12 protein-coding genes and 1 tRNA gene are annotated in these 14,382 nt (G+C 61.5%); 8 read left to right on the top strand and 5 right to left on the bottom strand.

Features of this window, described 5'->3' with window-relative positions; genetic code table 11:
* Window positions 1-27 precede the first annotated feature (27 nt).
* Genes ACP154_RS12840 through ACP154_RS12850 form a run of 3 tightly spaced genes read left to right on the top strand, consistent with a single transcriptional unit; the run spans window position 28 to window position 2,525 of the window.
* Window positions 28-717, top strand: a complete 690-nt coding sequence (locus ACP154_RS12840) for a TetR family transcriptional regulator (protein WP_421858560.1) — start codon at window positions 28-30, stop codon at window positions 715-717.
* Window positions 717-1,583 carry an alpha/beta fold hydrolase gene (locus ACP154_RS12845; RefSeq protein WP_421858557.1) on the top strand — a complete coding sequence of 289 codons (867 nt, stop codon included), beginning with the start codon at window positions 717-719 and terminating at the stop codon, window positions 1,581-1,583. The genes ACP154_RS12840 and ACP154_RS12845 overlap by 1 nt, the downstream gene beginning before the upstream one ends.
* Before the next feature lie 21 nt (window positions 1,584-1,604).
* A complete protein-coding gene (locus ACP154_RS12850; RefSeq protein WP_421858555.1) occupies window positions 1,605-2,525 on the top strand; it encodes an alpha/beta fold hydrolase in 921 nt (306 codons plus the stop codon).
* Window positions 2,526-2,596: 71 nt separating this feature from the next.
* On the opposite strand, the gene ACP154_RS12855 is transcribed toward ACP154_RS12850, so the two are convergent.
* The gene (locus ACP154_RS12855; RefSeq protein WP_421858553.1) at window positions 2,597-3,001 is read right to left on the bottom strand and encodes a rhodanese-like domain-containing protein; all 405 of its coding nucleotides are present in this window, start codon (window positions 2,999-3,001) and stop codon (window positions 2,597-2,599) included.
* 110 nt (window positions 3,002-3,111) lie between these two features.
* Between ACP154_RS12855 and ACP154_RS12860 the strand changes: the two genes are divergently transcribed.
* Window positions 3,112-3,462 carry a DUF1428 domain-containing protein gene (locus ACP154_RS12860; RefSeq protein ID WP_421858550.1) on the top strand — a complete coding sequence of 117 codons (351 nt, stop codon included), beginning with the start codon at window positions 3,112-3,114 and terminating at the stop codon, window positions 3,460-3,462.
* Here the strand turns inward: ACP154_RS12860 and ACP154_RS12865 are convergent.
* Window positions 3,459-4,529, bottom strand: coding sequence for a P-loop NTPase (locus ACP154_RS12865; protein WP_424993787.1), 1,071 nt, complete (start codon window positions 4,527-4,529; stop codon window positions 3,459-3,461). The two genes, ACP154_RS12860 and ACP154_RS12865, sit on opposite strands and share 4 nt — an antisense overlap.
* A gap of 134 nt (window positions 4,530-4,663) precedes the next feature.
* Between ACP154_RS12865 and ACP154_RS12870 the strand changes: the two genes are divergently transcribed.
* Window positions 4,664-4,754: transfer RNA gene (locus tag ACP154_RS12870), tRNA-Ser, on the top strand.
* Between the two features lie 158 nt (window positions 4,755-4,912).
* Here ACP154_RS12870 and ACP154_RS12875 read toward each other — a convergent pair.
* Together ACP154_RS12875 and mnmH are read right to left on the bottom strand one after the other, a co-directional pair.
* The gene (locus tag ACP154_RS12875) at window positions 4,913-7,348 is read right to left on the bottom strand and encodes a DUF305 domain-containing protein (RefSeq protein WP_421858545.1); all 2,436 of its coding nucleotides are present in this window, start codon (window positions 7,346-7,348) and stop codon (window positions 4,913-4,915) included.
* Between the two features lie 168 nt (window positions 7,349-7,516).
* Entirely contained in the window at window positions 7,517-8,578 is a 1,062-nt protein-coding gene (gene mnmH / locus ACP154_RS12880) for a tRNA 2-selenouridine(34) synthase MnmH (protein WP_421858543.1), read from the bottom strand.
* 53 nt (window positions 8,579-8,631) lie between these two features.
* Here mnmH and selD point away from each other — a divergent pair, with 53 nt between their 5' ends.
* The 3 genes from selD (at window position 8,632) to ACP154_RS12895 (ending at window position 12,007) form a co-directional block, all read left to right on the top strand.
* Window positions 8,632-9,696 carry a selenide, water dikinase SelD gene (gene selD / locus ACP154_RS12885; protein ID WP_421858541.1) on the top strand — a complete coding sequence of 355 codons (1,065 nt, stop codon included), beginning with the start codon at window positions 8,632-8,634 and terminating at the stop codon, window positions 9,694-9,696.
* Window positions 9,697-9,749: 53 nt separating this feature from the next.
* Complete coding sequence (locus tag ACP154_RS12890) at window positions 9,750-11,066, top strand: ABC1 kinase family protein (RefSeq protein WP_421858538.1); 1,317 nt, start codon at window positions 9,750-9,752, stop codon at window positions 11,064-11,066.
* A 71-nt stretch (window positions 11,067-11,137) separates the two neighbouring features.
* Window positions 11,138-12,007, top strand: coding sequence for a hypothetical protein (locus ACP154_RS12895; protein ID WP_421858536.1), 870 nt, complete (start codon window positions 11,138-11,140; stop codon window positions 12,005-12,007).
* An 81-nt stretch (window positions 12,008-12,088) separates the two neighbouring features.
* On the opposite strand, the gene ACP154_RS12900 is transcribed toward ACP154_RS12895, so the two are convergent.
* The gene (locus ACP154_RS12900; RefSeq protein ID WP_421861449.1) at window positions 12,089-14,242 is read right to left on the bottom strand and encodes a TonB-dependent receptor; all 2,154 of its coding nucleotides are present in this window, start codon (window positions 14,240-14,242) and stop codon (window positions 12,089-12,091) included.
* Between the last annotated feature and the right edge of the window lie 140 nt (window positions 14,243-14,382).

Raw genomic sequence — 14,382 nt, forward strand, 5'->3', positions numbered from 1 at the left:
AAAAGGGCTTAAGGGAGGACTAACATCATGACCGACGCCGGAGGAACGCGACGGGGAGAGCGCACCCGCACACGCCTGCTTGACGCCGCAGAGAGCCTGTTCGCCGCAAAGGGGTTTCATGGCGTCACTGTGCGCGCCATCGCCCGCCAGGCAGACAGCGACCCGGCGCTCGTGGCCTATTATTTTGGCGGCAAACGAGAATTGTTCGACGCGGTCCTTCTGCGCCGCGCCGAGGAGTTGAATACGATTCGCCTCGCTGAACTGGAAGCGTGCGAGGCCAATGCCGGCCCGGATGGCCCGACGCTGGAGGCGATCATTCACGCCTTCACCCATCCATTGCTGGACCGCAGCGCCAATGGCGGCCCGGGCTGGAAAAGCTATTTCGCCCTGGTGGGCCAGGTCACCAACTCGCCGGAATGGGGCGTGGCGATCATGTCCAAATATTTTGACCCCATTGTGCGCCATTTTCTGGATGCCGTCCGGCGCGCCCTGCCCGATGCGCCAGAAGAAGAGCTGTTCTGGAGCTATCATTTCCTGTCCGGCGCGCTGGTTCTGACCTTTGCCGACACCGGACGCGTAGACGCGCTGTCAGGCGGTCTGTGCAAATCAAGCGATCTAGAGGCTGTGACCGAGCGCATGCCTGAATTTCTCGCCGCAGGCTTTCAGCGTCTGGCGCAACGTCAATCGAGCAAGAACCAGGAGGCCGAGACGGTTTGATGACCCCGTTTTCAGAGCATTACTTCACCGCCCCCGATGGCGTCCGCACCTATTACAGACGCTATCCGGCGCAGGGCGAAAGCGGCAAGAGGCCGGTCATCTGCCTGCATGGCCTGACGCGCAATAGCCGTGATTTTGAGGATCTGGCGCCGATCATCGCCGAAATGGGCCGTACGGTCGTGGCTGTGGATGTCCGCGGACGTGGCAAATCGGATTACGACAGCCAGATCGAAAACTATAATCCGGCCAAATATGTCGAGGATGTACAAGGCCTTCTGGATGAGCTGGGCTGGAAGGCTGTGATCTCGGTCGGCACCTCTATGGGCGGATTGATGACGATGATCTTGTCCACTACTCGCCCGGGCCTTCTGACCGGCGCGGTGATCAATGATATTGGCCCGGAGCTCGACCCGGCCGGTCTGGCCCGCATCCAGGGCTATGTGGGCGGGGCCGGACGCTTCGCCAATTGGGAGGAAGCCGGAGAGGCCTTGCGCGCCATCAACGGCGTCGCCTTCCCGAAGGAGACCGGCGCGGACTTCTGGATCGCGTTCGCCAAACGCACTTGCCGGTCCATCGACACAGGCGAGATCGTGCTCGATTACGACGCCAACATCTCCAAACCGGTCAAAGACGGCGATGTGGCGCCGCCCGATCTATGGCCGTTCTTTGAAGGCTTGAAGGGCACGCCTCTCTTGCTGGTGCGTGGCGCCATTTCCGACCTTCTGGCTATGGAGTGTGTCAATGAAATGTCACATCGCCATCGCGCGATGGAGCTGGCCCAGGTCCCTGATGTCGGCCATGCTCCCCTTTTGACAGAACCGGCCGCGCTTGAGCCGATCAAGGCCTTCTTGAGTCGTCTGGACTGAGGCATCTGAGGAATGACTGACATGCTGCTGCGTATTCTGGGCGGGGTGATCCTGCTGGCGGTTCTGGTGATCGCCTTTTTCGCCTGGACGCTGCGTCCGCTTGATATGGACGCGGTCAGCCAGCAATGGATGACTGAGCAAGACCGCTTCGTCACGGTGGATGGAGAAGACTGGCGCGTCCGCGAAAGCGGCCCTGAAAACGCTCCGGCCCTCGTCCTGATCCACGGATTCAGTCATTCGCTTGAATCTTGGGAGGCTATGGCGGCCGAGCTTGAAGACCAATTCCGCATCATCCGGTTTGACCTTCCCGGACACGGATTGACCGGCCCGCGCGCCGATCAGGCCTATTCCGTGACTGACACCGTGACCCAGGTCAGCGCCCTTCTGGATATGATTGCGCCCGACAGATTCGCGATTGGCGGTAATTCGCTGGGGGGGCTGATCGCCTGGCGCTATGCCGCGGACCATGCTGATCGCGTGGACCATCTGATTCTGATCGATCCGGGCGGCTATCCCAATCTGGGCGTGGGCGATGATCCCGCCCCGGTCCCGGACGCCATGCGCGCCTATCTCTCGCTGGCCCCGGAAGCCGGCGTCGCCTATGCGACCTCCAGCCTGTATGCAGACCCCTCACGCGTCACGGCTGAACAGCTTGAACGTATCCGCGCCATGATGCGGGTCGAGGGCAATGGCCAGGCGCTGATCGCACGGATCGAGCAGTTCACTCTGCCTGACCCCAACCCGGACCTCGCCCGCATCGCCGCGCCCACCCTGATCGTATGGGGCAGTAACGACGCGATGATCCCGGCCACCCACGGTCCGCGCTTTGACGCCGCCATTCCCAACTCTCGCCTGGTGCTGATGGATAACACCGGCCATGTCCCCATGGAGGAATGGCCGGTTGAAACCGCCGCACTGGTGCGCGATTTCCTCAACAACTAATCCAGCGCATCACCCAACATAAAGGGCGCGCAATCTCTTGCGCGCCCTTTTTCATTCAGGGATTGAACCGGTCAGGCTTGCAGCACCATCTGCCCGGTTGACGGTTCAATTCTATAATAGCCAAGCCCCGCGGCTTTCCAGGCGCCCATGCCGCCCGCCATATGCGTTGTCACCTCGGATCCGGCGGCGGCGCAGGCCTGCAAGGCTTTGCCGGATCGACCGCCCGCCGCGCAATGCAGCACCACTTTGCGCCCCTGCCCGGTCGGCAGCGCCGCCGGGTCAAAGGTCGACAGCGGCAAGAGCAGCGCGCCGGGAATGCGCTCGTTCTCATACTCGCCCGGTTCACGCACATCCACGAGGATGATTTCACCCGCTTTGAGGGCCGCATCCACCTGCTCGGGGGACCAGTCTACCATTGTCAGCACTCCATACAGCTCGCGCACGCTTTGCGCTTCATCAATTATCAATTTTGACAAGTTTGACACCCCTTACAAGGGCCGTATCTGATATTGGCGCACCCGAGTATTTGTTTCGCTGGCATAGGCGGCGCTGATAAAGTGCGCGCAGACAGTCAGGGGAGACTAGGATGACATATATCGAAGCGGCAGTGAGCGCCGTGCCCAATGCGAACAGGGCAGTGTATGAAGAGTTTTCGCGCCAGACCGGCGCCATCTTCAAGGATCATGGCTTACTGACTTTGATAGAATGCTGGGGCGAAGACGTCCCCGAAGGCGATCTGACCTCATTTCCCTTGGCGGTGAAGCTTCAGGACGGAGAAAGCGTGGTCCTCTCCTGGATGGTGTGGCCAGACAAAGCCACACGCGATGAAGGCTGGCGCGCGATCATGGACGACCCGCGCATGGAAGCGCTTGGGCAAATGCCCTTTGACGGCAAGCGTATGATCTTTGGCGGGTTTGAGCCCATTGTAGAGCTTTAGTCTTCAAAGACGATTTCAGGCGCGGGCCGATGCGCGCCTTCCAGGGCATGCAGCATGCCCGATGCAGCGCGATGGAACGCCTTGGCGACGGGGCCGTCACCCGAGGCCACCAGCCGGCCTTCATCACTGGCTTCACGCAATTCAGGATGCAGCGGGATTTCACCCAGGAAGGGCACGCCCAGAAGCTCGGCTTCCGCCCGCGCGCCGCCCCGACCGAAAATCTCGGTTCCCTCGCCGCAAGACGGACACAGGAAAAAGCTCATATTCTCGACAATTCCGAGGATGGGGATCGCCGTGCGATCAAACAGCGCCACAGCCTTGCGCGCATCATCAAGCGCCAGGGTTTGCGGGGTCGACACAATCACAACACCTGAGATTGGCGCGCTCTGCGCGATAGCGAGCTGCGCATCGCCTGTGCCGGGCGGCATGTCGATGATCAGCACATCCAGATCGCCCCAATTCACCTCGTTGAGGAACTGCCGGATCGCGCCTGTCACCATGGGTCCGCGCCAGACCACCGGGTCCCGCTCGCCCACTAAAAAGCCCATGGACACCAGTTTGACGCCATGCGCTTCCAACGGCTCGATACCGCCATCCGTCTTTTGCAAGCCCGGCGCACCTGTCAGGCCAAATATTCGAGGCGCGCTCGGGCCATAAACGTCGGCGTCCATCAATCCCACTGACAAACCCATCTTTACGCAGGCCGCCGCCAGATTGGCCGCAGTGGTGGATTTACCGACGCCGCCCTTGCCCGACGCCACCGCGATCACAGCCTTGGCTGGTGCTTTCGGCGCGGATGATTCAGGTTTCACAGGTTTTGAAGCTTTGGCGCTGAGCGAGGTCTCAATGATCACTCGGGCGCGCTCGATCTCAGGATGGGCGGTCAGCGCCGTCTGGATTGCCTGCCGCAAGGCGCCCGCATCCTCATCAGCCCCGCCGGGTTTGAGCACCAGCGTCGCCACGCCGTCACGCAAATCCGCGCCGTCAATGCGGTCTGACCGGTTCAAGGGCGCCCCGGTGGCCGGGTCGGCGACGGAGGCGAGAGCGTTGAGCACGATGTCGTTCATGCAGCTGAAATAGGTGAGCCTGCGCCAGAACGCAAAGCCGAGCGGACTGATAACCAGCCCATTACAGCATAAACTGCAGCTGAGAGGCGCGAGCGACTTGATCGCGCGGTGCAAGCCCGGCTACACCGGTTAGTGGAGACGTGGCCGAGTGGTCGAAGGCGCTCCCCTGCTAAGGGAGTATACCTCAAAAGGGTATCGAGGGTTCGAATCCCTTCGTCTCCGCCAGCCTTCTTTTTCAAATAATGATGTGATCACCCATTTGGGCGCGCCTCAGAGAGGCGCGAGCTCTTGCGCGTATGCCACAGGCTCTAGTCACAAAAAAAGCCGCGCCATCTCTGACGCGGCTCCTTCTTCATGGCTCAGACCGTAAAGTCTGAAGGTCTTTAACGCAGGCTGCGCGCCACACCGTCAATCACGTCTGAGAGCGATGAAAGACGATGCGCCACTGCGCCGCCATCCGACGTCTCGGGCAAGTCACGCCCGAGATCGCGCAATTCGCGCGCCAGTTGGCGATTACGCTCATCCGCCTCGACAGCCTGTGCGGCACGACCCAGAGCGTCATACAGCGCATCCGCCTGGTCTTGCGGCAACGCCTCATCACGCATCAGCTGATCCAGATAGGCGAGGCCGACAACCGGGTGATCGGGCCAGCTGACAGGGAATTGCTGTTGCGGATTGAAGGTCTGACCCTGATCCGCCAGGGCCGCAGCGGCAATCTCGTTTTCACTCAGATGCTCGCTGGGCGTCATCTCGAAAACATCCAGACCGCGCACAATCTCGGTGCCGTAGATCCGGCCGTCATACCAATAGCTTGACCAGTATCCGCCGAGCACCATCACATCCGGGTCGATCGGTCCGCGGTCAAAATAGGCAATCTCATAGGCATTGGCGGGATCGGTGAAGTCGAGCACGGAGATCCCACCTTGATACCAGGACTGAACGAAGACGTCGCGGCCCGGAACCGGCATGATCGAGCCATTGTGCGCGACGCAGTTCTCTTCCTCGGTCTGGGCTGAAGGAATCTTGTAATAGCCTTCAAACTCAAGCTGACCGTCATTGATGGCGTAAATCGCGTTTGCGCCCCAATCCATGGGGTCTTGCGCGCGGCAGCGCGGCCGACCGCCACCGCCCCACTCATCGGTGAACAGAACTTTGTCGCCTGCATTGCTGAAGGTCGCGGAATGCCAGTAGGCGAAGCCCTGATCGACCACGGCGTCGATGCGCTGCGGCGCACGCGGATCGCTGATATCAAGCACAATGCCATTGCCCGAGCAGGCGCCGGCGGCCAGGTTCAGCGACGGGAAGACCGTAATGTCATGACACTGGTCGGTCCGGCGCGTGGACTGCGTGCCTTCGCCATGATCGCCGCCGCTCCAGAGACCAGCGATGCGGCCCGTCTCATCATCGGCGAAGACGCGCGGGCTATCCACGATGCGAGACGCGGCCGGGTTGGCGACCGGGATCTCGATCACATCGATGCTGAACAGCGCCGTTTGCTCATCCCCCGGAAAACCTGCGACGCAGCCCGCCATCTCTTCCTCATCGCGGATAGAGCTGGTGCCTGAGTTATAGACGACAATCATGTCCTCATCGCTTGAGACGACCGAATGCGTGTGAGAGCCGCGGCAAGTCTGCACCTGACCCACCTGGCGCGGTGCGACGGGATTGCTGATGTCAAAGATCCGCAAGCCTCGGAAGCGCTCTTCGCTGATGTCTTCGGTGACGCCCTGACGGCCGCAATCCACCCGTGCGCGCGTATCCTGAACAGAGACCAGCAGCAAATCGCCGACGATCGAGACATCGCCCTGCCCGCCCGGACACACAACCGAGCTGATGAGTACCGGCGCCGCTTCACCGAGGCGATAGAGATTGAAGCCGTGATAATTGCCGACCGCCATCAAATCCCCGGAGAAAGCCATGTCCGTATTGGAGAAGCTCAGGAACGGCGCGCGCTGACCAAATCGGCGCTCCACCTCCTCATCGGTGTCCTCAGGTGCGATTTCAGGCGGAAGGCCCGCGGGATTCTCCGCATCGAAAAAACCGGTCGGCTTGGGCAAGCTGGCCACAAGCTGCATGTTTGAAATCGCTTCGCCCGCGTCACGGAAACCCGCGGACAGGCCATTGCGCGGATCTTCTGATAAAGTCGCCAGCACAGCGTTCATGCGCCGGATTTCTGCGTTTTGCTCGCTGCGCACATCGTTGACGAAGTCAAACAAAACAGGATCGTAAGCGGATCCGCTCTCGTCCAGAAGCGCATCGACCATGACCACAGCGCCGTCATGATGGGCGATCATCAACTCCAAAAACAGAGCGTCAAATTCTGTCCCGTTCGCCTGGGCCAGGGCTTCCATTTGAGCCGGTGTCGCCATGCCCGCCATCATGGAATGACCGTCATGGCCATCGCCATGGTTCATATGGTGATGCATGGCGTGCGGATCATTGGCGGGATCGGGCGCATCCTGTCCGCGTTCGTTCAGCCAGCCTTGCATGAAGGCGATTTCATCGGCCTGGCTGGCGTTAATGCGTCCAGCCACGGCGACAATGTCCGCTGTGCTGGTGCGATCTGCGACCAGGTCCGCCATCTGGACGGCCTGAAAATGGTGCACAATCATGTCGCGCATGAATTGGACGTCCGCTTCAGAGAAGCGGTTGGCGGCGATCTGAACGGCTTCTTCCGCGCTGATCTGACGGACATCCTCGCCTGGCGCGCCCGGCTGGACGATAGGCGCATCTTGCGCGAGGGCGCCCGCATTCGACGCAAGCCCGGCAGCGAGCGCGAGCGTAGCGGACTGAAGGCGTAGTCGTGTACTGAAAGTCATGGCGGTTCTCCCCGGTTTTTCTGCCCCTAGAGTAAATGCCCGCTCCGGTTCGGCAAGTAATTCCGGTATGTTCAAACGTATAGCTGAGTGGCAGGCGCAACCTGTGCCAACCTCTGGCAAGGCTCTGGCCTCGCGAACCGTCACTATCGCCATGAAGGCGTTCGCCTCTTATAGCGCCGATTTCGATGCGATGATCCGGTCAGCCAGAATCTCAAGCGCCGCAGCGTCCAGCCGATCTGTCTGAAAGGTCGGCGCGCTCGAGGTCAGGCGTTTGCGGCGCGCCCGGTTATAGGCCGGGTCATAATGCGCCGTCACAAGCTCCGCCGCGAGGCGCTCAGGCTGACCTTGCAGCGCCAGGTCTCGCCAATGCGCAATCTGATCGCGCGGGTGGAAATCACTGATGAGTTCAAGCGCCGCGCACGCCTGCTCCGGATCCTGAACAATGTCGGCATAGGCAGTCGCCAGAAACCGCGCCCGCTCAGCCACAGGCGCCGTAATCTCTATACGCGACGCGGCCTTCATCCGCGTCCACAACGGTGACGGCAGACGGACGGACCCGATGCGCGCGGATTCCGCTTCCACAAAGACAGGACGGCTGGGGTCAACGCTTTCAAGCGCGCGCCAAAGCGCTGTCTCAAACGCTTTCTGGCTGGGCTGGGGCGCACCTGAAAACCCGCCAAACGCCGAGCCCCGATGCCGGGCGAGCCCCTCAAGATCCACCACCTGCTCGCCTTTGTGGCGAAGCACCTCCAGCAGAGCCGTTTTCGCCGTGCCGGTCTGACCATCGACCAGGATCAGGTCGAGCGCAGGCGACGCCGCTTCGATCCCGGCCATCACGGCGCGCCGCCAGGTCTGATAGCCGCCCTCCAGCACTGCGACGGGCCAGCCGACCGCAGACAGGATTGTCGCCATGGAGTTGGAACGCATGCCGCCGCGCCAGCAATAGACAAGCGGTCGAAAGCGTTTGGGCTTGTCCGCCAGTGCGGTCTCGAGATGGTTCGCCGCATTGCGCGCCACCAGCGCCGCGCCCGCGCGCCGCGCCTCAAACGCGGACACCTGGACATAGGTCGTGCCGATTTCAGCGCGCTCAGCATCATCAAGCACGGGCATGTTCACCGCGCCCGGCAAATGATCCTCGGCGTATTCGGTGGGCGAGCGCACATCGATGATCCGGTCAAAGCGCTGCAATGCGGCGGCGCTGACGTCCTTGAGGGTCTCGTATCGCAACATGCGCGCCTTATAGTTCCGTTCTGATCAAGAATCGAACTCAGCCGGATGCGACCATGACCGAGACCTCCTCCTCTTCCACTCCGCCGTCTCTGACAAGCCTGGCGCGCGGGGGCGGATGCGGCTGCAAGCTCGATCCCGCCTTTCTCGACCGCATACTGGCGGACAGCCCGCCCTTGCCGCTCAATCCCGCACTGCTATTGGACGCCGCCACGCGCGACGACGCAGCCGTCTACAAGATCAATGACGAGATCGCGCTGGTGGCGACCACGGACTTTTTCGCGCCTGTGGTCGATGATCCTTATGAGTTTGGACGCATCGCGGCGACGAACGCCTTGTCAGACGTTTACGCCATGGGCGCCAAGCCGATCTTCTGCCTGGCGGTGCTGGGCATGCCGATCAATGCGCTGCCGCCTGAAACCATCCGGCAGATCCTGGACGGCGGCCGCTCGGTGACGGAAAGCGTTGGCGCGCCCGTGGCCGGCGGTCATTCCATTGACGCCGCCGAACCGTTCTACGGACTTGTGGCGCTCGGCCTGGCGCATCCGGACCAGATTCTGACCAATGCCGGGGCGAAACCGGGCGATGTGCTGATCCTGGGCAAGCCCTTAGGCGTCGGCGTGTTCAGCGCCGCTCAAAAGCGCGGGCTTCTGACGGCGGAGGATTATGAGGCCATGATCGCCAAGACCACCCGGTTGAACACGCCCGGCCCCGATCTGGCGGCCCTGTCCGGCGTGCATGCGGTCACGGACGTCACCGGCTTTGGTCTTCTTGGCCATTTGTCGGAAATGTGCCGCGGATCGAACCTCTCCGCCCGCATTGATCGCACCGCGCTGCCCGTGTTTGACGGCGCACGGCGTCTCTTGGACCAGGGCGTGCGCACAGGCGCATCAGGACGCAACTGGGCGGCGGTTGAACGCTATGTTGCAAAGACTTCGGATTGGTCAGACGCAGATCGCGACATGCTGTGCGATCCACAAACCAGCGGCGGCCTGTTGGTAGCGTGCGCGCCAGACGCCGCTGCCGACGTGCTGGCTGTCTTCCACAGGCATGGACATGACGCCGCCGTTCAGATCGGACAGCTGGACGTCGGCGATCCGATGATCAGTTTTTCCGCCTGATCGGGTTTTCTTCGGGATGCGACCTAGCTTCTCTCACCTGAGAGGATAATCGCATGACCGACAGACGCGAAGAGCGCGGTTCCGCCGTCCCCAAAGGACGCCTGAGCCGGCTGGGACGCTTCGGGCGTCTCGCCGCTGGCACGGCGGGGGAAGCGCTTGGCAACACCGTACAGGCGCTGGCGAGAGGCGAGCAGCTGGACGCTTCGCGGCTGATCCTGACCCCATCGAACGCGAAACGCATGGCTGATGAGTTGGCGCATCTGCGCGGAGCGGCCATGAAAATGGGACAGATGCTGTCCATGGATTCCGGGGATTTGTTGCCGCCGGAACTGACCGAGGTGCTGGCGCGGCTGCGCGAAAGCGCGCGGCCCATGCCGCCCCACCAGCTCAAGCGCGTGTTGACCCAGAATTGGGGGCCGAACTGGCTCAGCCGGTTTAAACGGTTTGAGCCCCGTCCCATGGCCGCCGCGTCCATCGGTCAGGTCCATCGCGCGCAAACCAAGGACGGACGCGATCTGGCGATCAAGGTGCAGTATCCTGGCGTCAGAGACAGCATCGACAGCGATGTGGACAATCTCGCAAGCCTGATCGCCCTGTCCGGGCTCGCCCCCAAAGGGCTCGATCTCAAGCCAATCCTAGAGGAAGTCAAACGCCAGCTCAGGGATGAAGCCGATTACGCCCGTGAGGGTGAGAAGTTGGCGCTTTTTCGAGACTGGCTCGCCGGATCAGACAGCTTTGCAACACCCGAGCTGGCGGCTGATCTGACCACGGCCAGTGTCCTGGCGATGAGCTATTTGCCCGGCGACCCGATTGAAGCGCTGACTGACGCCCTTCCCAGCGAGCGCAACCGAGTGATGGCTCAGCTCGCGAACCTGACCTTGCGTGAGGTCTTTGAGTTTGGCGCGATCCAGAGTGATCCCAACTTCGCCAATTACCGCTACCAACCTGACACAGGCAGAGTGGGTCTTCTGGATTTCGGCGCCGTGCAGGACATTCCCGACACGATCCAGAACGCCGGAAGGCGTTTGCTGCGAGCGGGCCTGTCAGGCGACCAAGAGGGCCGAGAGCACGCGCTGACGGAGCTCGGCTATCTGTCAGATGAGACGCCGGCGGATCAACGCGCTCTGGTGCTGGAATTGACCGAGATGGCCCTGTCGCCGCTCTTCAGCGACAAGCCGTATGATTTTGACGCGTCTGCGCTCGTTGAACCGCTGAGAGAGGGCGGATTCACTCTACGTGCAATGGGATACGCCCAAACGCCGGCGCCCATGGCGGTCTTCATCCAGCGCAAGGTCGCGGGTTTGTATCTGCTCGGCGCCAAGCTCGACGCGCGCCTGGATATCCGACGTTTGCTGTCAGATCATATCTAACACAATTGTAAGTGAGGGTCGCCCTTGGCCCTGACCTAGTCTGCTTCAGATGGTCATTGATTAAAGGCGTTATGATGCGAGTTTTCCTGATCGCTGCGTCCGCATTTGTGCTTGGCGCATCGGGCTTCTCCAATCCGGCGCAGGCTCAGACCGCGCCAGATTTCGCCGAAGCCTTTCGCGGGGCCATCGGCCATATGCTCACCCATGAGTACGAGCAAGCTCGCCCGCTCGCAGAAGACGCTTTGACCCTGGCCGCCTCCCCGGCGGAACAGTATCGCGCCCGCCATATCCTGACCGATATCAGCGCCCGCCTGGGCGATTGGCAGGCGACCGCGACCTATTCGAGCGAGGCCTACGCCATCATTATGGATGACCCCGCCTTGCAAGGCGCGTTGATGCTGAACGCCGCGCATATGGCGGCGGAGGAAGCGCGCGCCGCTTTTCAGCTCAATGACGCGGAACGCGTCGCTGACGCGAATGCCCGCATGGTCCGGCATCATCCCCAGGCGGGCGATGGATGGCGTGCCGTCGCGCCCATGGGCGCTCTCCATGAAGACGGCCTGTCCTGTCCGCTGATGTCGCACGGTATGCTGCGCTTTGACCTTTTGGGCGCAGAGAACGCCCTGCCCGGTTGTGTGTACTGGAACCTGGATGATGTGGGCGTGCGTGTGCTGGACGGCGATGGCTTTGACGTCGAATTGTCCCGACTGGAGGCGGCGCATGAGACGTTTTCAGAGCTTGATGCGTCAGACGCGCTTCACAGAGCAGAGGATCGGGCGCGTCTGTTTGATCTCGGGGCTCCGACGCCTGTCAGCGAGCCGCGCCGCGCGCGGGTTCTCAGCGTCAATGACCAGACGCTTACGCTGACTTTGGAGTATCCCGCCTCAATGCCTGAGAGCGATCTGGAGCTTTTGACCGAAGGGTTCGTGGCTCGCCGCTGAGTCCTAAACAAACGGCGTCAGGCTGAGCCTGACGCCGTTCCGGCCAGTGAGGGGTTGGCCGTCGGATATGACGATCCGTGTCTAGTTCAGACTGGTGCGCAAGCTGACGCCCCAGATACGCGGTTCATTAACGAAGCCGGTGTTGTTGTTGAAGTCGATGCCGCCTGCGAGGTTTTCCTCGTCCGTGATGTTGCGCACGAACAGCGCCGCTTCCCAGTCCCGGCCATTGGCGTTTCCGGCATACCCCAGGCGCAGACCACCTTCGAAATTGCCGTCCGAGTAGAATTCTTCAGATTCATAGATGAAGAGATTGGTGCGGCCCTGCCAGAACCAGTCGGTGTAGATGAACCAGTCCCCGCCCCATTGGGAGGGAATGTCATAGCGCGCGGTCAGGCTGAGAATGTAATCCGGCGCCTGCGGGAACGGATTGCCGTCCACCTCCACAAAGCCGTCACCATCTGCGTCCGGATCGGTCGGCGTGCATTGGCCGGAGCCGCAAGGCGCGACTTCAAGGCTTGAATCCTGAAGCTCGGTTTCATTCCAGCTGAAGCCGGCAGTGAGCAATAGATTCTCACCCACCAGAAACTCTGAATCCACTTCAAAGCCATAGCCGACGCCTTGATCGGCGTTCACCAGCTGGACCAGATTGCCGCCGCCGCCGACAGCGGACAATTGCAGATCGGAGACTTCATAATAGAACGCCGTCGCATTCACCCGCGCCCGACCGTCAGAGAACTCGGATTTGAAACCCGCTTCATACGAGGTCGAGGTTTCGCTCTGGGCCGTAGAGGGCTGTGAGAAAAAGGCGACGTCGCGCGCCTGGATGGTCGGGCCGCGGAAACCGCGCGCCACACGGCCGAACAGGGCGACATCATCGTTGACGTCATAAAACGCCGACAGGTCCCAGCTCACTTCCTCGTCAGACACGCTGACCGGATCAACCGGGAACGCCGCGCGCGGAACGCTGAGATCTTTCTCGTCGCTCGTATAGCGCAGGCCCGCCGACAGCCGCAGATCATCGGTCAACTGATGGCTGAGCTGACCGAACACCGCCCAGAGCTGGTTCTCGTGATGCACGGTGGTGGTGGGAGGAAAGCCCAAGGGCGAGGACGTGGTCACTTCAAATTCAGAGTCGAAATAATACGCGCCGACCTGCCAGCTGGTGGCGCCGTCGGTATCCGACGCCAGTCGGACTTCCTGGGTGATCTGCTTGAGATCGTCCAGCGCATCCTGGGTTTCAGACGGGAACGGAATAAAGCCCGGTCCAGCCAGATTGCCGCCGTCAATATCACCGAGGCTGAACCCGTCTGCATATTCATAGCCGGTGATCGAGGTCAGCGTGACACCGTCGAAATAGCCATTCAGGGTCAGGCTCGCGCCCAGCCCTTCATAGGCTTGGGGGTTGTTCGCGGGTGAATCGAAAAACACCGTGTCACGATCAAAATTGCCGTTCAGCTCATTCGAGCCAGTGGTGAGGATATTGGCGCGGAAGACTGCAGACGTGCCCTCGTAATCCCGCGCATGCACGTTCAGCAGCGCATCAAACCGATCATTAGGCGTATACAGAAGCTGCACCCGCGCTGCTTGCTCATCAAAACCGCCAAGCGCATCGCGCACGCCGGAGAAGCCGTTGTCGATCCAGTCATCACGATGCTGACGCAGCACGGAGACCCGCGCGGACAGCACATCCTCGATCAGCGCGCCGCCAATAGCGCCTTCCGCATTGGTCGTACCGAGCGAGCCGACGCTGACGCTGACATAGCCGTCGAGCTCCTGGCTTGGACGCACTGAGTCAATCCGCACAAGGCCCGCCGTGGTGTTACGGCCAAACAGCGTGCCTTGCGGACCGCGAGCGACCTCCACCTGGGCGATATCAAACAGCGGGAAGCTTTTCAGAATGACGTTTTCCTGAACCACGCCGTCCATGAGGATCGACACGGGTTGGGAGGCCGCGAGATCGAAATCGGTATTGCCCAGACCGCGAATGTAAAACCGCGGCGCCACACGCCCGTTTGAGCTTTCTGCGTAAAGACTCGGCGCGCGTGCAGCGAGCTGAAGGATATCCCCGCCCGCTTCTGCGATGGCGTCCAGGGTCGGCTTGGGCGCTGTGGTCACTGACGCCGCGACATCTTGCGCATTCTCTTCACGACGCGTTGCGGTGACGATGATCATATCAAGACGATCAGGCGTGGCGTCCGCTTCATTGGCCAGAGCGGCAGGCTGAGCGCTGGCCATAAGAGCGAAAACGCTCACGGAACAGGCTGTGAGACGGGACAGGCGGGTCTTGAACTGGGGCACGAGTTCGACTCCGAAAGCGCGCCGCAAGCTGCCGACGCATAGGGTGGAGGTCCATCGCCCTCTCAATGGATATGAAG

The sequence above is a fragment of the Oceanicaulis sp. genome (genome assembly GCF_965249665.1).
In the GTDB taxonomy this organism is placed as follows: Bacteria; Pseudomonadota; Alphaproteobacteria; order Caulobacterales; family Maricaulaceae; genus Oceanicaulis.